This is a genomic window from Deminuibacter soli, assembly GCF_003412455.1.
In the GTDB taxonomy this organism is placed as follows: Bacteria; Bacteroidota; Bacteroidia; order Chitinophagales; family Chitinophagaceae; genus Deminuibacter; species Deminuibacter soli.
Map to the genome: position 1 here is coordinate 81,173 of NZ_QTJU01000008.1, position 21,615 is coordinate 102,787.

Annotated in this window: 15 protein-coding genes and 1 tRNA gene; 6 read left to right on the plus strand and 10 right to left on the minus strand. The window is 47.5% G+C overall.

Translation table 11 applies throughout. The features are described 5' to 3' along the window. Positions 1–97 precede the first annotated feature (97 nt). The 5 genes from DXN05_RS18740 (at position 98) to DXN05_RS18760 (ending at position 3,968) form a co-directional block, all read left to right on the plus strand. Positions 98–823 (plus strand): Dph6-related ATP pyrophosphatase, encoded by a 726-nt coding sequence (locus tag DXN05_RS18740; protein ID WP_170148881.1) that lies wholly within the window; start codon positions 98–100, stop codon positions 821–823. Positions 824–834: 11 nt separating this feature from the next. Then, the gene (gene cobT, locus DXN05_RS18745; protein ID WP_116848819.1) at positions 835–1,860 is read left to right on the plus strand and encodes a nicotinate-nucleotide--dimethylbenzimidazole phosphoribosyltransferase; all 1,026 of its coding nucleotides are present in this window, start codon (positions 835–837) and stop codon (positions 1,858–1,860) included. Further along, on the plus strand, positions 1,857–2,630 hold the full coding sequence (locus DXN05_RS18750; protein WP_116848820.1) for an adenosylcobinamide-GDP ribazoletransferase: 774 nt from the start codon (positions 1,857–1,859) through the stop codon (positions 2,628–2,630). Before cobT ends, DXN05_RS18750 begins: the two co-directional genes overlap by 4 nt. Further along, positions 2,615–3,220, plus strand: coding sequence for an alpha-ribazole phosphatase (cobC, locus tag DXN05_RS18755; RefSeq protein ID WP_116848821.1), 606 nt, complete (start codon positions 2,615–2,617; stop codon positions 3,218–3,220). The genes DXN05_RS18750 and cobC overlap by 16 nt, the downstream gene beginning before the upstream one ends. Before the next feature lie 169 nt (positions 3,221–3,389). Further along, positions 3,390–3,968 (plus strand): MarC family protein, encoded by a 579-nt coding sequence (locus DXN05_RS18760; RefSeq protein WP_116848822.1) that lies wholly within the window; start codon positions 3,390–3,392, stop codon positions 3,966–3,968. 105 nt (positions 3,969–4,073) lie between these two features. Here the strand turns inward: DXN05_RS18760 and DXN05_RS18765 are convergent, their stop codons facing one another. The 6 genes from DXN05_RS18765 to DXN05_RS18790 all read right to left on the minus strand — a co-directional run bounded on the left by DXN05_RS18765 (position 4,074) and on the right by DXN05_RS18790 (position 14,359). Further along, complete coding sequence (locus DXN05_RS18765; protein ID WP_116848823.1) at positions 4,074–5,267, minus strand: AGE family epimerase/isomerase; 1,194 nt, start codon at positions 5,265–5,267, stop codon at positions 4,074–4,076. 4 nt (positions 5,268–5,271) lie between these two features. Next, entirely contained in the window at positions 5,272–6,447 is a 1,176-nt protein-coding gene (locus tag DXN05_RS18770) for a glycoside hydrolase family 130 protein (RefSeq protein WP_116848824.1), read from the minus strand. 27 nt (positions 6,448–6,474) lie between these two features. After that, complete coding sequence (locus DXN05_RS18775) at positions 6,475–8,322, minus strand: sodium:solute symporter family protein (protein WP_116848825.1); 1,848 nt, start codon at positions 8,320–8,322, stop codon at positions 6,475–6,477. Between the two features lie 8 nt (positions 8,323–8,330). Then, entirely contained in the window at positions 8,331–9,449 is a 1,119-nt protein-coding gene (locus DXN05_RS18780; protein WP_245975246.1) for a glycoside hydrolase family 26 protein, read from the minus strand. Positions 9,450–9,656: 207 nt separating this feature from the next. Further along, positions 9,657–11,246 (minus strand): RagB/SusD family nutrient uptake outer membrane protein, encoded by a 1,590-nt coding sequence (locus DXN05_RS18785; protein WP_116848827.1) that lies wholly within the window; start codon positions 11,244–11,246, stop codon positions 9,657–9,659. A 32-nt stretch (positions 11,247–11,278) separates the two neighbouring features. Beyond that, positions 11,279–14,359, minus strand: a complete 3,081-nt coding sequence (locus tag DXN05_RS18790; RefSeq protein ID WP_116848828.1) for a SusC/RagA family TonB-linked outer membrane protein — start codon at positions 14,357–14,359, stop codon at positions 11,279–11,281. Positions 14,360–14,600: 241 nt separating this feature from the next. On the opposite strand from DXN05_RS18790, the gene DXN05_RS18795 reads away from it, so the two are divergent. After that, positions 14,601–15,476 (plus strand): helix-turn-helix domain-containing protein, encoded by an 876-nt coding sequence (locus DXN05_RS18795; RefSeq protein WP_116848829.1) that lies wholly within the window; start codon positions 14,601–14,603, stop codon positions 15,474–15,476. Between the two features lie 67 nt (positions 15,477–15,543). Here DXN05_RS18795 and DXN05_RS18800 read toward each other — a convergent pair. The 4 genes from DXN05_RS18800 to DXN05_RS18815 all read right to left on the minus strand — a co-directional run bounded on the left by DXN05_RS18800 (position 15,544) and on the right by DXN05_RS18815 (position 21,611). Further along, positions 15,544–15,615: transfer RNA gene (locus tag DXN05_RS18800), tRNA-Arg, on the minus strand. A 142-nt stretch (positions 15,616–15,757) separates the two neighbouring features. After that, the gene (locus tag DXN05_RS18805; RefSeq protein WP_116848830.1) at positions 15,758–17,539 is read right to left on the minus strand and encodes a metallophosphoesterase; all 1,782 of its coding nucleotides are present in this window, start codon (positions 17,537–17,539) and stop codon (positions 15,758–15,760) included. 5 nt (positions 17,540–17,544) lie between these two features. After that, positions 17,545–19,086 carry a RagB/SusD family nutrient uptake outer membrane protein gene (locus DXN05_RS18810; protein WP_116848831.1) on the minus strand — a complete coding sequence of 514 codons (1,542 nt, stop codon included), beginning with the start codon at positions 19,084–19,086 and terminating at the stop codon, positions 17,545–17,547. A 26-nt stretch (positions 19,087–19,112) separates the two neighbouring features. Beyond that, complete coding sequence (locus DXN05_RS18815; RefSeq protein ID WP_116848832.1) at positions 19,113–21,611, minus strand: SusC/RagA family TonB-linked outer membrane protein; 2,499 nt, start codon at positions 21,609–21,611, stop codon at positions 19,113–19,115. Positions 21,612–21,615 lie beyond the last annotated feature (4 nt).

Here is a 21,615-nt window from a genome sequence, read left to right on the forward strand (position 1 = left end):
GAGTTGTTTGGGCCGTTCACCAGGCCCGCTGAAATAGTCCCAATGTTTCAACTCCCGACTGACGATTCACGCGGGCAACTTATCTTGCAGGCATTCTATGCAGTTACAAACCTATATGAACTGGAGTGGTGGCAAAGATTCTGCGCTTTGCCTGTACAAGGCCCTGCAAAGCGGGCAGTATAACGTTAGCCACCTGCTTACCAGCGTAAACAGTGTGCACGACCGCATTTCAATGCATGGCGTACGCAGAAGCCTGCTGCTGCAACAGGCAGCAGCATTGGGCTTGCCGTTGCACACCATTGAACTGCCGGAGCAACCGGGTATGGCTGAATACGAAACCGCCATGCTGGAAAAAGTGACCATGCTAAAAAATGCAGGCTGCACACATGCATTGTTTGGCGACATTTTTCTGGAAGACCTGCGTGTATACCGCGAAAACAAATTAAAGCAGGCAGGCATTCAATGTGTATTCCCCCTATGGAAACAATCTACGGCGGAACTGGCTAAGGAGTTTATTGCACTCGGCTTTAAATCGGTGATTGTTTGTGTAAATGAACAATACCTTGACCGCAGTTTCTGCGGCCGTGTGATAGACGAAGCCTTTTTAAACGACTTGCCTGCAAACGTAGACCCCTGCGGCGAAAACGGTGAATTTCACTCATTCGTATACGAAGCGCCTATGTATAAAAATCCCATTGCTTTTACGTTAGGTGAAACCATTCACCGCACTTATGAAGCACCGAAAACAACTGATACCGGCAATAGCCAAATGAACCAGGCTTCAGCTTATGGCTTTTACTTTACCGATCTGTTACCCGCTTAACACAACATTTTATGCAAACACTGCAACAACAGCTGCAACACAAAATTGACCATACCACCAAACCGCTTGGCTCATTGGGCCAGCTGGAGTCCATTGCCCTGCAAATAGGCACCATACAGCAAACGCTGCAGCCGGCCATTACGCAGCCGCATATTGTAGTGTTTGCCGGTGACCATGGCATTGCCCTGACAGGACTTGTAAATCCCTACCCACAAGCTGTTACGGCGCAGATGGTGCTGAACTATCTAAATGGCGGGGCGGCGATTAATGTGTTCTGCAAACTTAACCAGGTAGCATTAAAAGTGGTGGATGCCGGTGTAAACGCTGATTTCGATAACATACAACATCCTGATTTTATACAGGCCAAAATAAACAAGGGCACTGCCAATTACCTGCAGCAACCGGCCATGACTGCAGCTGAACTGCAACAGGCACTGGAAAAAGGCAAAGCGATTGTTGCCGGCATTGCAGCCACAGGCTGTAACTGTATTGGCTTTGGTGAAATGGGTATCAGCAACACTTCGTCGGCAGCATTGCTGATGCATGCATTTACCCAACTGCCGCTTGAAGCCTGCACAGGCCGCGGAACAGGCGCCAGCGATGCCCAACTGCAGCAAAAACTGGCCACCCTGCAACAGGCTTATACGATACACCAAAACAACCTGCAAACACCGCAGCAGGTATTGCAGGCATTCGGCGGTTTTGAAATAGCCATGATGACAGGTGCCTACCTGGAAGCTGCTGCACAAAAAATGGTGATTGTGGTAGATGGCTTTATTGCCACCACGGCCCTGCTTGCCGCCCTGCAAATGCAACCCGAAGTACAACAATACTGTGTATTTGCCCATACCAGCGGCGAAAAGGGCCATGCACAATTGCTGCAATGGCTAAAAGCCACGCCGCTGCTGCAGCTGGGATTACGGCTGGGCGAGGGCACAGGTGCCGCATTGGCCGTACCTTTGCTGCGGGCAGCTGTAGCTTTTGTAAACGAAATGGCCAGTTTTGAATCAGCCCGGGTATCTACCGCCACATCATGAAAAAGCAACTCGATATTTTTTTTACGGCACTGATGTTTTTTACGCGTATTCCTGTGCCGCGCAATATTGGCCACGGCAGTGATATGCTGCAGAAGTCTGCCCGCTATTTCCCGCTGGTTGGTTGGGTAGTAGGCAGTATTAATGCTATTGTATGGCTGGGTGCGAGTTATGTATTTCCGCCTACCATCAGTTTATTATTAATGATGGTGGCCGGCATACTTACCACCGGTGCTTTTCATGAAGATGGTTTTGCCGATGTATGCGATGCATTTGGCGGGGGATGGACAAAAGAAAAGATACTGCTGATTATGAAAGACAGTCGCCTGGGCACTTATGGTGTTACCGGGCTACTCTCCATACTCGCCGTTAAGTTTGCCGCATTGATCACACTGGCCGGCATGCTGCCCAAGTTCAGCTTCCCGTTGCTGCTGATTGCAGCCCATGCAGGCAGCAGGCTGAGTGCGGTAAGCATTATGCAGCAATACACTTATGTTACGGATGCAGACCAAAGCAAATCAAAGCCCCTTGCGGACAGGCGTTTGCATGCACATGAGCTGGTGATTGCCCTGGTGACCGGCTTATTGCCGCTGGCATTGCTGCCACTGAAAATGCTTGTGGCAGTAGTACCTGTGATTATTGCGCGCATGTGGCTGGGCAGGTATTTTAATAAATGGATAGGCGGTTATACCGGCGACTGCCTCGGCGCCACGCAACAGGTAGCTGAAGTGGTATTTTACTTAAGTTGCATTCTGGTATGGAAATATATTTGATAAGACACACTACCCCTGATGTAGCCCGCGGCATTTGTTACGGGCAGGCGGATATTGACGTGACTGCATCGTTTGCTGAAGAAGCTGCTGCCATGCAGCCTCATATTCCTGCAGTCATTGAAACTGTGTACAGCAGCCCGCTGCAACGCTGCAGCAAACTGGCCGGTGCCTTGTTCCCGGAAAAAGCAATTGCTTATACCGACGAGCTTAAGGAAATCAACTGCGGCGAATGGGAACTGCAGCAATGGGATGCCATTCCGCGTGCTGTACTGCAACCCTGGATGGATGATTTTGTAAACCACTGCATACCCGGTGGCGAAAACTATGTGCAGTTGTATAACCGGGTGGTGCGACTTTTCAGTGCTGTAGCGGCTGCTGGCAAACCAGCTGCACTGGTTACCCATGGCGGTGTTTTGCGCAGCATACTTGCACATATTACCCAAACGCCGTTGAAAGATTCGTTCGGCGCTTTTTCCATCCACTATGGTTGTGTTGTACGTATCACAGAAAATGATGGCCAATTCAATTGGGAAATACTGCACAATATTGCGCCTGAACACCGGGAAACACATAAACCATCGGGCTTTTAGCGGTGTATGGTTCGTGATTACCAGGTCAATGCCGTTTAGTAGCATTCATCCATTTTTAACCGAAGGTCACAAAGAGAAAACACGCAAAGAGGTTGCTTAACTAAACGGCATTGTTACCAAGTATGAAAATCTGCATACGTTCGGTATCTTTGTGTAAACAGGCACACCCATGCATTTTAATTTCAGCCATTTCCTGACTGTTACCTTTACCCTATTTGCGATTATTGACATCGTAGGCTCTGTGCCGTTACTGCTTTCTCTCAAAAAGAAAATGGGCGATATCAGCGCATTGAACGCGACTTTAATTTCCGGCGCACTGATGATCGGTTTCCTGTTTTTAGGACAGCAGTTCCTGAATATACTGGGGCTGGATGTACGCTCTTTCGCGGTAGGTGGTTCTATCGTTATCTTTTTACTGGGGTTGGAGATGGTGCTGGGGCACGAAATATTCAAGGGCGAGGCAGACAATAAAGCCGGAACCCTGGTACCCATTGCATTTCCCATTATTGCAGGCAGCGGCAGTTTAACCACCATTATGTCGCTCAAGGCAAACTATGATGAACTGAACATTATACTGGGCATACTGATTAACCTCGTGATTGTATACATTACGCTTAAATCGCTCACCACGATAGAACGTGCGCTGGGTGCGGGCGGACTTACTGCAGTGCGTAAGTTTTTCGGTGTAATACTGCTGGCCATAGCTGTAAAAATCTTCGGAAGTAATATCGCTGCATTCGGAAAATAAATATCATCATTATAAAGAAGGGCGTAAGTAACCGGGTACTTACGCCCTTTTATTTTGCAGCAACCTGCAATGTGTTTACAACGCCCAGGCAGCCTGGATCAACAGTTAGCCAGTTGCAACATTATCCAGCCGGTGCATCACTTCCAGCATGGCACGGCTGCTGTGGTAAGGACATTTCCAGAAGCCGGCTTTATCCTGACCTTGCATTACCGTATAATCTGCGTTTACGCCCCAGAACCATTCTCCTTTTGCATTGTCTTTAATATGCTGCTGAATAAAGCGCCAGCTTTGTACCGACAAATCAAAGTACCGCTGCTCACCGCTTACCTGCCAGGCATTCAGAAAGCCGATCATGGCTTCTGCCTGCGGCCAGGAATGTTTCTGCTGGATAAGATGGCCGTTTTCATATTCATACCATAAACCACCGTCTTTATCCAGCCCTTCCATCGCTGCATTGGTGATGCGCAGTGCATTTTCTTTCATCCGGGCTATCCAATTTTTATCGGCCAGCACTTCAGCTACCCATTGCAGCAGCCAGGCGGCTTCAATATCATGACCATAAGAGAACATACCGGAACGGCGTTGCCAGTGCTCATCAAAGAACAACACCAGGTGGCCATTCTTTGCATCGATCATATATTCATCAAACACCTCCAGCAGTTTAATGAGCTGCTGCTGCAGCAGGCTATCAGGCCATACCAGGAACAAATTGGCATAGGCTTCAATCACATGCAGGTGGGTATTCATGGTTTTTTGCTCGTTGGCATCTTTATCGCTCAAACGCAAGTCATCAAGCGGCTGCCAGTTGCGTGCAAATGCTTCGTAATAACCCCTGCGCTCCGGATCGTAGCTATGCGCCTCAATGGTGCGATACAGCGCAATGGCCAGTTGCAGCGCTTCGTCACTGTTACAGGCTTTGTAATATTCAGTTAAGCCGTAAATGCAAAATGCGAGGCCATACACCTGCTTCCTGTCGCTCAGCGGCGCGCCGGTATAATCCACACTCCAGTAAACGCCGCCGTATTCCCTGTCAATAAAATGCTCAACAATATAACGGAAAGCACGGTGTGCCATATCGAGGTAACGGCTGTCGCGGGTTTTGTTGTACCCTGCGCTGAACGACCACAGTATGCGGCTGTTCAACACCGAACCCTTGGGGGCCCGGGGGGCGGGCACATTGTCGTTGTTCACTTTACCATAGAAACCACCATTGGTTTCATCTACCGTATACTGCATCCAGTAACCCAGTATGGCTTCCAGTTCCTTTGCCGTTTCCAGGCTATAATCTGCTACTTTCATGCTGCTATTGCAATGATTTGTTTTTGCTGATAATTGCGTTCAGTGTTTTCACAGATCCACCTGAATAAAAGGCATCCGGCGCTGTATTGGTAACATAATCTGTCAGCTGTTCAATGGTGCTTACTGCCACATGCATGCGTGTATCTGAAGAGGCATAATAAATAAATACCTTGCCATCTTCATCAGCAATCCAGCCATTGGCAAAAGCCACATTCGACACATCGCCCACTCTTTCTTCGCCCTCAGGGGCAATAAAATAACCGGCGGGCTTGTGTGTTACTTTGGTCAAATCATTTAAATCCGTCATAAACATATACAACGTATAACGCAATCCTGCTGCGGTATTGCGTACGCCATGTGCCAGGTGCAGCCAGCCTTTGGGGGTTTTAATGGGTGCGGGGCCCTGGCCATTTTTGGCTTCATACACGGTATGGTAACGTTTGGGATCAATCACTATTTCTTCATTTACCACGGCATGGGTAATAGATTCGCTTAAGCCAAAACCAATGCCACCGCCTTTGCCTGCTTCAATGAAGCTATCCTGCGGGCGTGTATAAAATGCGTATTTACCTTCTACAAATTCGGGGTGCAGTACTACGTTGCGTTGCTGGGGAGAGTTGGTTGTTAAATCAGCCAGGCGTTCCCATTTCACCAGGTCTTTGGTGCGGGCAATACCGCATTGTGCAATCGCAGCAGACTGGTCGCCTGCAGGGGCCGCAGGATCTTTGCGTTCTGTGCAGAACACGCCATACACCCATCCGTCTTCATGTGCGGTTAAGCGCATATCATAGATGTTTACATCATTTTCGGCAGTGCCGGGCATATCGATGGGATAATCCCAGAAACGGAAATTATCAACCCCGTTGGGACTTTCCGCAATGGCAAAGAATGATTTTCTGTCCATACCCTCTACACGCACTGCCAGCAGGTATTTGCCCTGCCATTTAATAGCGCCGGCATTAAACGTTGCATTGATGCCAAAACGCTCCATGAGAAAAGGATTGGTTTGGCGGTTCAGGTCGTACCGCCAGAACAGCGGCGTATGGGCGGCAGTGAGTACAGGATATTGATACCTGCTGAAAATGCCATTGCCGTTGGTTTCTGGCAGGTTAGCGCGGCTGAGCAATGTTTCGTGCTCCTTCTTCAGCAATTGTAAACGTGCATCAAATATGTGAGACATGGCTGGTATTTTTTAGTGTTGTGATGATTAATATTCGTTTAACCTGTTCCACCAGGTACGTTTGAGAATAGCGATGATAATAACGAGAATAATAACGGTAATAATTAAAGGGGTTTGCAGCCACAGCACCAGGTACATGGGCAGAATGGTTAAGCACAGCTGACCGATAATGCCCAGTGCAATGTTGAGCATGTTTACCCTGAAGTTCTTGTTACCCACAAAGGAAGGATCTTCAGCAACTACCATAGCATGTACCGGTTTCCAGAAGCCCCAGGGGCGTACGGTTTTATAGAACTGCTTCAGTGTGTACTCTTCGGTAGGCGGTGTGGCGTAACTGCCGATAATTGAAGCACCCAATGAAAGCACAAACAACACAGGCCAGTAATACAGATCAAGCCCCTGCAATATGCCAAACGATTTCAGCACAGCAAGTGCAATAGCCGGGATAATGCCTGCCAGCATGCCCCAGAAAAAACCATTTGCATTAAAGCGCCACCAATGCCATTTAAGCATGTTGCTGGCAACATAGCCGCCGTACAGGCCAGATACAATCCACTGCAGCACGGTGTTTACATCTTTCACAAACAAACCCAGCACAATGCCTACCACTACCACCACCAACCCGGCGAGGTAGTTCATGGAGATAATTTTTTTGGTAGAAGCGGCGGGGTTTACATACTTGAGGTAAATATCATTTACGAGGTAAGCCTGTGCTGCATTCAGCGTTCCGGAGAATGTACCCATGAAGGCACCGAGCAAACCGGTGAGTACAAGCCCTACCAACCCTACCGGCAGAAAACGGTTAATAGTGGCAGGGAGTATTTTTTCAAAATCGGTACCCCCGGTTGTTGAGAGATCGCCCTGTATATCGCGGAAATACAGCAAGGCCAGCACGGTTAAACCAATTACCATGGCATAACGGATAGGCAGCAGGATAATGGATACAAAACCACTCATTTTACTGGCTTCCTGCGGTGAGCGTGTACTCAGCACTTTCTGCATATCGTAGTTGGGTGCAGGACCTGCAAGGCTTGCGAAGATGCCTTTGAACAGCATCATCATAAAAAAGATGCCGAACAGGGAGAACCCATCGTCTTTGATCTTTTTATTTGCCGCTTCGGCTATACCATTCCAGTGCAGATCCAGTTTCCAGCCGAAGAATGGATTGGTCCAGCCTGCAGGCACATCCAGCGGGCGGCCTTTTAAATGGATCATGGCAATAACACCGATGCTGATACAGGCTACAGACATAATCACATACTTGATCACATCGCCCAGTACAATACTGTGCATACCGCCAAGTACAGAGTAGAATGTAGCGAACAGCGTAAAGATGATGCCGTAAAAATGCGGCACATATTCCGGTTTTACATGAAAGGGGATATACGGCTGCACTACATCCCATGGAATAAATATCTCCACAAACTTACCGAGGCCCACAAAACCATAGGCCATAAAACCAAGGCAACTTAGTAAGGCAAAAGCCACCACTACATTGTGTGAAGCCTTAACTCCTTTGCCTGAAGTGCCAAAACGCGTGGCCAGCCATTCAGCGCCGGTAGTGGCATTGGATCGCCTGAGCCAGCGGGAGAGGTACATCATCATAAACACCTGGTTAAACACCGGCCATAGCCAGGGAATCCAGATGCTTTTCATGCCGTATACAAAACACAGGCTTACCATCCACATGGTGCCTGAAATATCAAACATATCAGAGGCATCACTTAAACCGAGCATATACCAGGGCAGGGATTTGCCGCCAAGCAGGTAATTCTCCTTGTTTGCACGGGCCTTCTTGCGCAACGTCCACCCAATTACCAGCATGGATACCAGGTACAGCACAATAATGGCAACATCAATCAATTGTAATTTCATCAGTAAGGCTATTTAGCGTACAGTTTTTCCTTTGCTACCTCTTTTTCAAACAGTGTATTCGGGGCTTCGTAAAAACGGATGAAGTCTGCCCCGGACACCTGTGTCTTATCGTATGGAACAAAATGAGACAGTGTGGTGGAGTTGCCGATATAACCGGCATTTCGCCATGCCAGCAGGTAAGAAACAGGCAGCTTGTCAATGGCTTTCAGTAATACGCCCGTCCACCAGCCGGCATAAGGAATGTTTTCGTAACCCACTTCTGCCAATGCTGTGAGTTTGTGTTTCTGTGCCGCCAGGCTGGTAAGTATAACGAGGTTATCATGCACGTCTTTGGTGAAGCTGCTGTCTACAGCAGGATTTTTAGACTGGTAGGCATCAAAGCTCAGCACATCTACCACATCATCACCGGGATATCTTTCGAGAAAATCGGATGCTGTTTTAAACTGGCTGGTATTGTATACATACAACAGGTTGTGCACATTTCTTACATCGCGCAGGTAATGCACGGTAAAACGGAACAGGGCTTTGTATTCTTCCGGTGTGCAAATATTTTTACCCCACCAGAACCAGTTGCCGGTTAGTTCGTGGTACGGGCGAAACAATACAGGAATCGCTTCTCCCTTATCGCCCTTCAGGCTCAGCAGGAAATCAGCAATATGATTGAGCCAGCCGATGAACATATCGTGTTTTGCACCGCCAGGTAATACAGCCTTCACGCCGCCGGGCGTAACATCCCATGCAGATTTGTTGTTGATGGGATTGTTGCCATGCCAGCTAATGGTAATTACACCGCCGCGTTCGTAGCCATCGTGGATGAAGCCGCGCATTTTATCAAACGGAACCGTATCGAGGTTTACGTTGGCGCCTTGTTCGAGGTGACCCAGTTCCCAACCATACACGGCGGGATAATCGCCCGTTATATCTTTCACGTCACTACGGCCCGGCTGGTATTTCCAGGTAGCACCATAAGCCAGTGCATCCTGGTGGCCGAACATAACGCCCTTCTTTTCGAGCTTAAAAAGATTATGGTATAAATGAACAGTTTCTTTCGTGGCCTTTTTATCCTGCTGCGCTATACCTACACAGGTAGTGCCGAGCAACAGGGCACACAGAACAGCTTTTTTCACGTGGCGCATCTGGCAAATAATTAGTGTGTGATAATACAATGTCGTTCAGTTAAGCGTTGATCATTTTTTAACGCAAAGTTCGCAAAGAGAAAACCCGCAAAGAGCGCAAAGAAGCTGCTTAACTAAACGACATGGTGTGATAATATACGAAAAATAAGACACCTGCCCTTTCCGGCGAAGAAAAGGGCAGGTGCCAGTAATAATATATTAATAGCCGGGATTTTGAGCGAGCTTCCAGGCCTGCACTTCCGTAAGCGGGATAGGCAGTACCGGGATAGGGTTCACTGTATTACCTGGCAGCAGGTGTTTGTTACAGGCAGCTTTAATGTCGTCAGGCAAAGAGCTGATGTACGTACCCGTGCGTATCATATCCCAGAAATGTAATGCTTCCATACCCAGTTCTACACGGCGCTCGTGCCAGATGGCTTTCAGCAAATCGGTGCCGGCAACAGACCCGTCAATATCGGGCAATGTGCCTGCGGGTGTATTGGCATTTGCATAGGTACTTGCATCGTTCAGCAAAGAACCTTTTGGCAAAGTTGACAAGCGGGCTCTTGCGCGAACCTGGTTTACATAATCACGCGCTTCCTGTTCCCTGCCGATATGCGCAGCAGCTTCTGCATGCATCAGCAGAATATCTGCATAGCGCATTTTACGGATGTTCTGGCCAGAAGCCTTGGTAGCAGCCGGTTTTACGATGGCAGCTTTGCGGTTCATATAACCGGTAAAGTTGTCATCACCTTTGTTGATGATTTGTTTGATGCCGCAGGCGATATCACCATTGCCATACACGGTACAGGCTTTACGCGGATCATTTGGTTCAAATTCATCCACCAGGCTTTGTGTAGGGTTATTGAAGCCCCAGCCCCAGGTAGAACGCGTATTCTGGAATACGTTGCTGGTAGTGCCCACTTTACCGGGTCCCCATTCGTTCTGTGATTCTGAATACTGCAGTTCGTAAATAGATTCCACACCGTTCTCTCCTTCCAGTTCCTGTATCTGTGCATAGTTCTGCAACAGGTTGTACTGGCCAGATTGCATAACGGTATTGGTAATATCGTACACCTGCTGCCAGGTGTGAGCGTTGGTATTGTCGGTACCCAGCTGGTACATATAAACCCTTGCCAGGAAAGATTCGGCTGCACCTTTGGTAGCACGGCCCATATCTTCTGCAGCATAGGCACTTTTAACGGGCAGCACGCTATCAGCATATTTCAAGTCCTGCTCAATCTGCTGGCAGGTTGCCGCAAAGCTGCTGCGCTGCAGCTGACCAAACTGGTCGGTAGCCAATGGCGTTGTTACCACCGTTACGCCACCAAACATGCGCAACAGGTAGAAGTAAGCATATCCGCGCAGGAATCTTGATTCACCAATCAGTCGTGTTTTTAAAGGTGAATTCCAGGTTGCACCCTGCAGGTTGGCGATTGCTGTATTGGCCCTGAAAATAGCCTGGTACATATTGTTGTAAGCATCCCTGCCCGGGTTATCGGCCGGGTTGGCGCGCCATTCCTTCATCAGCTGTATCTGGTTAAAATCGCCCTGTGTGCTGCCTTTCTCTGCATCGTTACTGAGGATATCACCAAACATCCACTCCACATTGCTGCCTGCATTGGGACCTTCTTCCCATGAAGTAGCATCGTATATCCCATTAATACCTAAAATAGCCTGTGCCGAATCACTATAATAAACGTCGGGCGTTTGCGTGCCCAGTGGATTTTTGTCCAGCACCTGTTTGTTACAGGCAGCCAGGGCCAGCGCCGCTCCTATTGCTCCGGATAAATAACTGATAGATTTCATATAGCTGAATAAGTTATTGTAAAGAATTAGAATTAGAAACCAAGATTAACACCTACGCGATAAGTACGGGCCTGGGGATAACCGCCTACATCAATACCGGTAAACATCGGATCGCTGTAGTAACCGGTAACTTCCGGATCAAAGCCCTGGTATTTGGTAATGGTAAACAGGTTATCAACAGACAGGTAGAAACGCAGGCTGTTGAGGCCCCAGTTGCTGATTACTTTTTTAGGAAGCGTATACCCCAGCTGTATATTTTTCATACGCAGGTAGCTGCCGTTTTCCACGTACCTGTCAGAGAACTGCTGCAGGCTGGCGTTCGGATCTTTCACCGTCATGCGTGGTTCGTTGGTATTGGTGTTAGTGGGTGTCCAGCGGTCGAGGCGAACTGTTTCAAAATTGTTCCAGCTGCTGGAGCCATTGCTAACAGCACGGGTATTATAGATTAATGCATTGACTAACTTATTGCCCTGCACACCCTGGAAGAACATGTGCAGATCGAAATTCTTGTAAGAGAAATCTGCGTTGAAACCAAACTGGTATTTGGGATTGGGATTGCCCAGCACTACGCGGTCATCTGCACTGATGGTACCGTCGCCATTGGCATCTACAAATTTCACATCACCCACCTGCGCGTTGGGCTGAATAGCGTTGCCTTCTTTGTTTTTATACGCATCCAGCTCAGCCTGTGTATGGAAAATGCCATCTGTTTTTAAACCCAGGTAAGAAGGGAAGGGCAGCCCATCCTGCTGTTCGCTCAGGTTACCCAGTTTGCCAGTGCTGGCACCATTGATCACGCTGCCTTTACCCAGGCTCGTGATTTTGTTGCTCACGTACGTAAAGTTGGCGCCCACCGTATATTTGAATGCTTTACCACCTGAATAGCTGATGGCAAACTCAACACCTTTGTTCTGCATGGTGCCGGTATTCATTAACGGGGCAGCAGGTGCACCTGAGTAAACCGGTGTAGGCACAGGCAGAATCATATCGTTGGTGGTGCGGTTGAAATAATCGGCAGACACAGTGAGTTTGTTGTTCAGGAAACCGATATCAACACCGGCATTTGACTGTTCGCTTGTTTCCCATTTCAGGTTGCTGTTGCCATAGGTAATGGGAGCAAAACCGGGAACCGAAGTGTTGTTGAACGTGTAATTGTTATTACCGCCAATACCGGTAATGTACGGATAGGCGTTGGATGATTGTTCGTTACCTACTTCACCCCAGCCTGCGCGCAGCTTCAATAAGCTGATAACGCGGTTGTGTTTCATAAAACCTTCTTCGCTTACTACCCATGAACCTGCAAAAGAGGGAAATACACCCGACCGGTTGTTACCCAGGAATTTGGAAGAAGCATCCCTTCTCACTGTTGCAGTAAACAGGTATTTGCTGGCATAGCTGTAGTTTAACCTGCCGAAGAATGACTGTAAACCGTTGGAGAAATACGGGAAGGTAACACCATTGGGGTTAATGGTATATGTATTAGACTGGGCATTGGTAATGTACTGCAGCTTGGTATCTGCCGGTACATTGTAAGCGATAATAGCCAGCTCTTCGTGATTCAGGTTCTGCAACTCGGCACCAGCCAGCACAGACAGGTTGTGCGCACCAAATGTTTGGTTGTAGGTAAAATAGTTGCTCCACAGCCAGCTGGTTTCTTCACCGCGGTAATCGTACAGCGAGCTTTGTGAGCGCTGTTCTACGTTGTCGATTTTAAATTGCGGTAAATAAGTGGTGTTGTGGGTATTGTTGTAGGTTGCACCAAACTGTGTACGGAACGATAAGCCTTTCAGGATCTTTGCTTCAGCCCATACATTGGCTACCAGCGCAGAATTGTATCCCCTGTTGCCCTTAATTTCATCCACCACACGTGCAGGGTTATTGGCATACGATAAAGTAGCCCTTCCCCAGTTGCCGGTAAGCGGGTCACGCACAGGAGCCAGCGGCTCTGCACTTAATGCGTTGGGCAGAATACCTGCGTACAGATCACCATTGTAATAAGTTTTATCTGCATGACTGAATGCTACGTTAAAACCACCGCGCAGCCATTTGTTTACCGTAATATCATCATTGAAGTTGAAGAAGTATTTTTTAAGACCGGTATTTTTGATAATGCCATCCTGTGAAAAATACGTACCGCTTAAACGGAAACGGTTGATATCATTACCACCGGCTAAACCCAGTGAATAGTTCTGCATCAGCCCATTCTGGAATACTTCATCCTGCCAGTTGGTACCATTACCATATTTGCCGGCAAGCGCGTCATCCAGTTCCTGTTTGAAAGAAGTTGGCACAGGCACACCATCATTGCTGTAGGCTTCCTCTACCAGTGTAGCGTATTGCGAAGCATTCGTCATTTTAAGTTTACGCCTGGGTGTTTGCAAACCGGTATAACCATCAAAAGAGAATTTTACCGGGCCGGAGCGTCCTTTTTTTGTAGTTACTACCACTACACCATTGGCACCCCTTGCACCATAGATAGCAGAAGCAGAGGCATCTTTCAGGATGTCCATGTTTTCAATATCACCGGGAGCGAGGTAGCTGATATCATTGGTTTGATAGCCATCTACCACATAAATGGGATTGCTGCCGTTTACAGAACCGATACCGCGGATGCGTATACGTGAGCCGGAACCAGGTTCGCCACTGTTGGCAACTACCTGCACACCTGACACACGGCCTTGTATAGCCTGCACAGCGTCTGGTGTTGCCACCTGTGTTAATTGCTGAGACTTAACAGATGCAACCGCACCGGTTAAATCTTTTTTGCGTGAGGTGCCATAACCTACCACCACCACTTCATCAAGACTGGCTTTTTCAGCACCCATGGTTACATTGATGCGGTTGTCGCCGCCAACGGTTACTTCTTTGTTGGCCATACCTACATAAGAAATAACCAGCACAGGCGAACCATGAACCGATATGGTAAAATTACCGGCGCTGTCTGTTGTTGCGCCGCGGGAAGAACCTTTTACGAGAATCGCAGCCCCGGAAAGCGGCTGCCCCTTTTCATCCAGTACAGTTCCTTTAACAGTTCTGTCCTGGGCCATCAGCGAGAGCGGTAGAAAAAACAGTACGCATACAAGCAAACGGGCAAGAACACACAATCGTTGCATAAGTCAGATTTTTTTAGTCGGCCAAAGCTAACGACCAGTAACCACTCAGAACTAATACTTTTTTAACAAATTTTATATCAAAAAACATGCACAATAAATATTTTCAAATTCCGTTGTTGCTAAATCCATTGATTATAAGGATCTGCAAATAGGGCCAGTATTCAAAAACAGATACTTTTTTAACTAAAACCTGTATAGATTCGTACATTCGCCTTGCAAAATCAATTGTACACTTTGCCTTATGAATGCCAATATTATGCGGGAAATAACCCCGCTTACGCCCAATGACTGTTTTACGTTGTTCTCCAGAGTGAAGAACAAATTTGATTTCCCGCTGCATTACCACGATGAGTTTGAACTGAACCTGATACTGAATGCACCCGGTGCCAAACGTATTGTGGGCGATCATATTGAAGTAATTGGCAACCAGGAACTGGTGTTGGTTGGCCCTAATTTATACCATGCCTGGTTTACGCACCAATGTACCAGTGAAGAGATTATGGAAGTGACCATCCAGTTTCATAAAGATTTGCTGGAAGATAAATTTCTGCAGAAAAACCAGCTGAGTTTTATCCGCAATATGTTTGAGCATTCGCAAAAAGGCATTGCCTTTTCTGCCGAAACCATTGAACGTTTAAAGCCGCGCATATTGAGCCTGGCGCAGAAAACAGGGTTTGATTCAGTGCTGGAGCTGTTTTCCATCCTGCATGATTTGTCTATTTCCCGCAACAACAAGGTACTGGCCGATATTTCGTTCAACAACAGTAACCCCAATTTTTACAGTCGCCGTATAGAGAAGGTGTTTGATTATATGAACAAACATTACAGCAGGCAGATATCGCTGGGTGAAGTATCAAAAATGGTAAACATGCCCGAAGCATCGTTCAGCCGTTTTATGAAAAAACGTACAGGCAATACATTTATCGATACGCTGAATGAAATACGCCTGGGCCATGCCACACGCATGTTGATAGATACCACGCATGGCATTGCAGAAGTGGCCTATCATTGCGGCTTTAACAATATCTCCAATTTCAACCGCATTTTTAAGAAGAAAAAGAACTGTACACCCAAAGAATTCAGGGAGAATTTTGCGGGCACGAGGATATTTATTTAGCCGGTGAAAGCGGAACCAATTACTGCAAAAAGAAAAGCCAGCACGATGTTATACCAGGCTGGCTATGTGGTCCTGTCAGGAATCGAACCTGAATCAAAGGCTTCGGAGACCCTTATACTATCCATTGTACTACAGGACCAATGGCCGCAAAAATAACGGATTCACCAATGCGGCACAAACATTCCTGTTTTGTTACCGTACCGGTTTCCCTTTACTTAACAAAAAAGCCCCGGCAAAAACATGCCAGGGCTTGCTGAAAACTGTATTTGTTATCCTTTTGCTTAGAAAACACTACGTTTAATATGGTAGGGCAGGTTCACAATTGTTTCCCTGGTTGCCGCTACCGGTAAGGTTTGGCCATTGTGCAGGTACAGTGCACCGGTTTGCGGCCGGTATACTGCCGGGTGGATTTTTCCCTCGCCCAGGTAATCGCCGGGTACAGGAATATCACCGGGCTGTCCCAACAGCACACTGTCTTTGCTGCCGTACACGTACCATGCGCCGTTCGACGGGCGGAATACTGCCATCTCTGCTTTACCATCGCCATTGTAATCACCCGGCACGGGTATATCACCGGTAATGCCAAAAGGAACATTGCCTACTTCGGCTATATACCAGGTATTGTTTTGCCTGCGCCATACTGCCGGCTCTGTTCTGCCATCGCCATCATAATCTGCCGGCACCGGGATCGCATCTTTCCAGCCGTGTTTCAATGGCTCGCGGCCCTTGATATACCAGGTGGCATTTGCCGGGCGCCATACAGCAGCATCGGCCACGCCGTCACCATCATAATCGGCCGGTAATGGCACATCGCCGGGTTGCCCCAAAGCAATATCCGGTTGCCCCTGTATGTGAAAAACAGCCTGCACGGTATCATACACAGCCAGTGTTGCCTGGCCTGTTCCGCTAAAATCTGCAGGCACTGCGATGTCTCCTTTTTTGCCGAAATTACCTGCAGCTTTACCATTCACTGTCCATACGGCTTCGCTGAAAACAGCCGGTTCCGATTTACTGTCGTTGTTAAAATCAAATACACGCGAAGCGCCGGATTCTTTAAACCATGGTTTTACAAATTTGCTGTCTGCATCTTCTTCCTCTATGCCCAGGTAAGGCGATAAGGTGCGCACACGTATCTGGTCGTTCTTTTTAGAGAAAGTCATCAGGCGCATCAGGCCGTTACCGCCATGCGGGCGGCTTTGATAATCTGACAGGAAGGTTTTAACGGTATTGCCTGCATAAGCATCTTTGCGGTAACCTTCGCCATTGTCGCCTACATGCCCGCAAATCATCAAACACAGGTTGCGCCTGGTTTTCAGGCGGTCGTACATGCGCTCACCCTGTTTGCCGAATGAAGCAGGACCACCATTGTTTACACCAGGCACTTTGTTAAAACCGATGATATAGTGGCTTACAATAATGGCCTTGCGGTCGGCATATTTATCCAGTATGCTGCAGGCCCAATCGTTCAGTTTGTCCTGCATTTCATCAAACGCGTCAAACTCCATATAGATAACCAGCATATCAACACCGCCGGCAGAAAACAGGTCGTAGTGACTGTCGTTATCATTGCCGTAATGCCCACCATAGTATGGCCTGCCTGCAAAATGCGACACGCCATAATATTTGTTGTAGTTCATGGTTTTGCCGCTTACCGCAAACTGGCTGGGCGATTGGTCATGATTGCCTACTGCCATACCATAAGGCATGTCATAGGGATGACCGGCATACGGTGTTTCGAGCGTTGACATGGCTGCCCATGCGTTCTCCCATTGCCTGGGATACAAATCGCCTTTGTCAACAATATCGCCCACCTGTATTACATAAGCGATGTGCTCTTTCTCTTTGTTCTTCATAATCCAATCGGTCTGCGCCTTGAAATAACCGATGTTGCCGCCCTGGCTTTCTTCCGTATAATATTGTGTGTCGGGTAAAATAGCGATCGAGAACTCCCCGCTGCTGTCTGCTGTTGCAGCGGCACTCTCTGCCGTATGCAGTTTGCTGGTGCAGCCCAGTGCACCGGCCATGTATAAACCAATAAATGCGTATTTTTTAAACAATGCCATACTGCTTAGTTATAATCAGGGTTCTGTGTAAGTTTGGGATTGGTGAGTATTTCCGACTTTGGAATAGGATACAGCAACTTGCTGGTGGTAACATTATAAGAAGCCGGTGACAGGTAACTGTATTGCTGTTTTAAGCGAACGCCATCTGCATTCATTACTTCAATAGCTTTGCCTGTACGCACCAGGTCGTGCCAGCGCTTGTTTTCAAATGCCAGTTCAACTCTTCTTTCATGTGCAATGATATCAGCCAGGTTGGTTTGATCCATTTCTGTTGCTGCAGGCAAGCCGGCCCTCGTTCTTACCATATTCAGGTTTGCCAATGCATCGGCAGGGCGGCCCTGTGCATTCTGTGCTTCGGCCAGCAGCAACAATGCATCTGCATAGCGGTAAACAGGCCAGTTATCATCTGTATTGTTCACATTGGTGTGCGGGTTCAGGTATTTTTTTATGAAGGGAACACCTGTTTTGCCGGTAGCAGGTTTGTAATTCAGGATGCTTTTGTAAGCAGACAAGGTGAATACACAGCTTGCATCATACACGCCTTCCGCAACACCGATAGAAACATCTTTGCGTTTGTCATTGGGCTCATAGGCATTAATCATGTCTGTTGTAGGCGTGTTCCAGCCGCCGGTGCCTGTGTTATTGGTAGCAACACCATAAGTAATCAAGGCAGTGCTTTTGCAGCGAGGTAAAAACAGGTAAATGAAGTTACTCTGCTGTCCGCCCTGTAAGCCCTGCAGGTATTGCACTTCAAAAATAGATTCCCTGCTGTTTTTATTGCTGGTAGAAAACACCGATGCATAATCAGGCAGCAAGGTATACCCCATGCCAGGCAGGGTTTTCAGCAATGCTTCTGCTTCAGGATATTTTTTCAGTGTCATGTACACATCGGCCAGCAGCATGGTAGCAGCGCCTTTGGTAGCCTCTCCTGATTGTGGAAATTTCGCGGGCGGCTGCAGCAGGTCAATCGCTGTTTTGGCATCCGTGATAATCTGATCGTACACCTGGTCGGCAGTAGAGCGGCCAATGAAGGCATCATCTGCATTGGTAGATTCTTTCAGGTACAACGGAACACCGCCGAAATAACGTACCAGTTTAAAATAGTAGAAGGCGCGTAAAAACCGGGCCTGGCCTTCAATGCTTTTTCTTGCGGTATCTGAAATATTTGCAGCACCGATACGGCCAATTACGATATTGGTTTTTACAATGCCTTTGTAAGGCGCGAAGTACACAGCATTGCTTACATCATCAATCGCTTCGTCTACAAAATCGGCAATGTTCTCTTTGTATTGGTAAGCGGTACCGCGGTTAATGCTGTAGTATTCGTAATGCGTATTGTCTGAACGCATTTCAGCCGTAAAGAAATCGTTGTTCATTAAATCGCGCAGCGGTGTATAGGCAGCAATAATGCCCTGCCTGAACTGGGCTTCTGTTTGAAAAAATGTAGCACTGGAAGGCTGATCCTGCGGCGTAAGGCTGATAAAATCCTTTTTACAGGAAGCAAACGCACAGGCAACAGCTGCTGTTATAAAAATATGTTTTACCACTTTATGTGTATTTAAGTTTGTTGATGCTATTTCAATGTTGCTGTAATACCAAAAGCAAATGTTCTGGGTACCGGGTATGCGTTTTCGTCGATGCCCAGGCTGGTACCATCCAGGCCGTTCAGACTGATTTCAGGATTGATGCCTGAGTATTTTGTTAATATAAATGCCTGCTGTACCGAGCCATACACGCGCAGGCGCTGAAAACCAGATTTGTTGCTGCGGAAGGGAATGGTATAACCCAGTGCAATATTCTTTACGGTGAGGTAAGAACCATCTTCGAGCCACTGGCTGTTTACCGACCTGCCCAGTGCGGTTGTGCCCGATAATGTACGCGGGTAAATACCTGAACCTGGTTGCTCCGGTGAACGCCAGCGGTCTTTCACGGCAGACAGCAAGGCCCTTGCACCATCGAGGTTGGTGAGATATGCCCATTTGGAAGCTGCAAGAATTTGTCCGCCCTGTGAACCCGCCATGCTTACGCTGAAATCAAATTGTTTGTACTGCAGCGTGTTGGTCATGCCAAATACAAAGTTGGGGTTGGGATCACCGATGAATGTACGGTCGTTATCATCGATTACTTTATCACCATTCACATCTTTCATTTTGATGGTGCCTACAGCAGAAGCGCTGCCGTTGGCGCCATACTTGGGTGAATTGGCAAGGTCTGCATCATCTTTATACAATCCCTGGAATACGAAACCATAAAAGGTTCCCAACGGGTGACCAACCTGGTTGCGGAAATAATCTGAAGTAACCGTGTTGTTTCTTCTCAGGAAGCCCGGGCTAACCAGTGCTTTGATCCTGTTTCTGTCGAACGACATATTGAAAGAAGTTGTCCATTTCAGTGCACCATTCAGGTTTACACTGTTCACTGCAAATTCATGACCCCAAAATTCGAGCACCCCTACATTGGATGTAATGCTTGCAAAACCGGAAGCCTGTGGCACAGGCCTGTCCTGTATTAAACCATCGGTAATCCTGTGGTAATAATCATAGGTAAAAGAAAGACGGCTGTTGAAGAAAGACACATCCACACCAATATCGGTTTGTTTGTTGCGCTCCCATGCCAGGTCGTTATTACCCAGTGAAGTTACTGTTGCACCTGATACCAGCTGGCCATTGAGTACGTAGTTGGAATTGCTGATGGCAGGGATAAACGTAAAGTTACCGATATTGTTATTGCCTGTTAATCCATAGCTGGCGCGCACTTTCAGGAAGCTCACCGGTTTAATATCACGCATAAAGTTTTCATTGCTGATTACCCAGCCTGCAGATACTGAAGGGAAGGCGCCATACTTTTTGGCAGAACCAAACCTTGATGAACCATCGCGCCTGATTGCACCTGAAAACAGGTATTTGCCTTTGTAATCGTAGTTGGCGCGACCAATCATTGACAGCAAAGAATACTGCGTGGTATTGCTTGAACCTGCAGTAATGGAAGTGGCAGCATTTAACCAGGGAATATCATCACTGGTAAAAGAGGTTCCGGAAACGGAATTGCTTTTCTGTTTAAACTGCTGGGCGGAGTAGCCGGCCAGTAATTCAATATGATGTACCGATGCAATTGTTTTTTTGTAATTCAGGTTGGCTTCTGCTGTCCATGAATAATTGCTTACATAACTGCTTACACCGGTGGCCAGGTTATTGGAACTGATGGAAGTAGGAGAAAAGTTATCGCGCGTTTCCATACCCATGTCTAATCCTATGCTGGTATTCAACCGAAGGCCATTGATAATTTCATAGTTCGCATAGGTATTACCCAGCAAGCGTGTGGTTGCATAGTCATCTTTCGTTTTCATGTACTGTGCATACGGGTTAATGTTGTTTACCATACCGGGTGACTGCACATATAAAGGCGTGTTGCCTTTTGCATCAACCGGCGCCACCAGCGGACTGGCTTCTGATGCTTTTTCAATTAAGCCGCCCACACCTTCGGTACCCAGCCTGTTGTTGTGATCGAGCCTGTAGCTGGGTGCGAAGTTTAAACCGGTTTTCAGTTTTTTATCGATAAAAGAAAACTCCTGGTTAAAACGCAGTGCAAACAGCTGCGTACCTGAGTTAATAACTACTCCCTGCTGGTTCAGGTAACTGCCAACAACTGTGGTAGAAGCATTTTCTGTTGCAGCGGAGTAAGTAAGGTCATAGTTCTGGATAGGGGCAGAACGGGTAAGCGTGTTAAACCAGTTGGTGCCATTGCCATATCTTTCAGGATTGGCATAGGTGGTATCGAGTTTACCGGTATAGTTTTCATACTTTACCCTGTCTTCATAATATTCATTCTGAAAAGTAGCAAACTCACGTGCAGTCATCATTTTCGGGCGGCCTTTCCGGGGAATGGACTGTGTGCCATAATAGGCATTTACGGTTAACGTAGGGTCGCCTTTCCTGGCATGTTTGGTAGTGATCAATATTACACCATTGGCCGCACGTGAACCATACAGAGAACTGGCAGATGCATCTTTGAGTATGGTGAATGATTCAATTTCAGCCGGGTTAATATTATTGATACTACCGGTAATGGGCATACCG

Excerpts from the sequence above, each read along its gene's own strand:
- DXN05_RS18740 (WP_170148881.1), top strand. The coding sequence starts at position 98 with ATGCAGTTACAAACCTATATGAACTGGAGTGGTGGCAAAGATTCTGCG.
- cobT (WP_116848819.1), top strand. The coding sequence starts at position 835 with ATGCAAACACTGCAACAACAGCTGCAACACAAAATTGACCATACCACC.
- DXN05_RS18750 (WP_116848820.1), top strand. The coding sequence starts at position 1,857 with ATGAAAAAGCAACTCGATATTTTTTTTACGGCACTGATGTTTTTTACG.
- cobC (WP_116848821.1), top strand. The coding sequence starts at position 2,615 with ATGGAAATATATTTGATAAGACACACTACCCCTGATGTAGCCCGCGGC.
- DXN05_RS18760 (WP_116848822.1), top strand. The coding sequence starts at position 3,390 with ATGCATTTTAATTTCAGCCATTTCCTGACTGTTACCTTTACCCTATTT.
- DXN05_RS18765 (WP_116848823.1), bottom strand. The coding sequence starts at position 5,267 with ATGAAAGTAGCAGATTATAGCCTGGAAACGGCAAAGGAACTGGAAGCC.
- DXN05_RS18770 (WP_116848824.1), bottom strand. The coding sequence starts at position 6,447 with ATGTCTCACATATTTGATGCACGTTTACAATTGCTGAAGAAGGAGCAC.
- DXN05_RS18775 (WP_116848825.1), bottom strand. The coding sequence starts at position 8,322 with ATGAAATTACAATTGATTGATGTTGCCATTATTGTGCTGTACCTGGTA.
- DXN05_RS18785 (WP_116848827.1), bottom strand. The coding sequence starts at position 11,246 with ATGAAATCTATCAGTTATTTATCCGGAGCAATAGGAGCGGCGCTGGCC.
- DXN05_RS18790 (WP_116848828.1), bottom strand. The coding sequence starts at position 14,359 with ATGCAACGATTGTGTGTTCTTGCCCGTTTGCTTGTATGCGTACTGTTT.
- DXN05_RS18795 (WP_116848829.1), top strand. The coding sequence starts at position 14,601 with ATGAATGCCAATATTATGCGGGAAATAACCCCGCTTACGCCCAATGAC.
- DXN05_RS18805 (WP_116848830.1), bottom strand. The coding sequence starts at position 17,539 with ATGGCATTGTTTAAAAAATACGCATTTATTGGTTTATACATGGCCGGT.
- DXN05_RS18815 (WP_116848832.1), bottom strand. The coding sequence starts at position 21,611 with ATGCCCATTACCGGTAGTATCAATAATATTAACCCGGCTGAAATTGAA.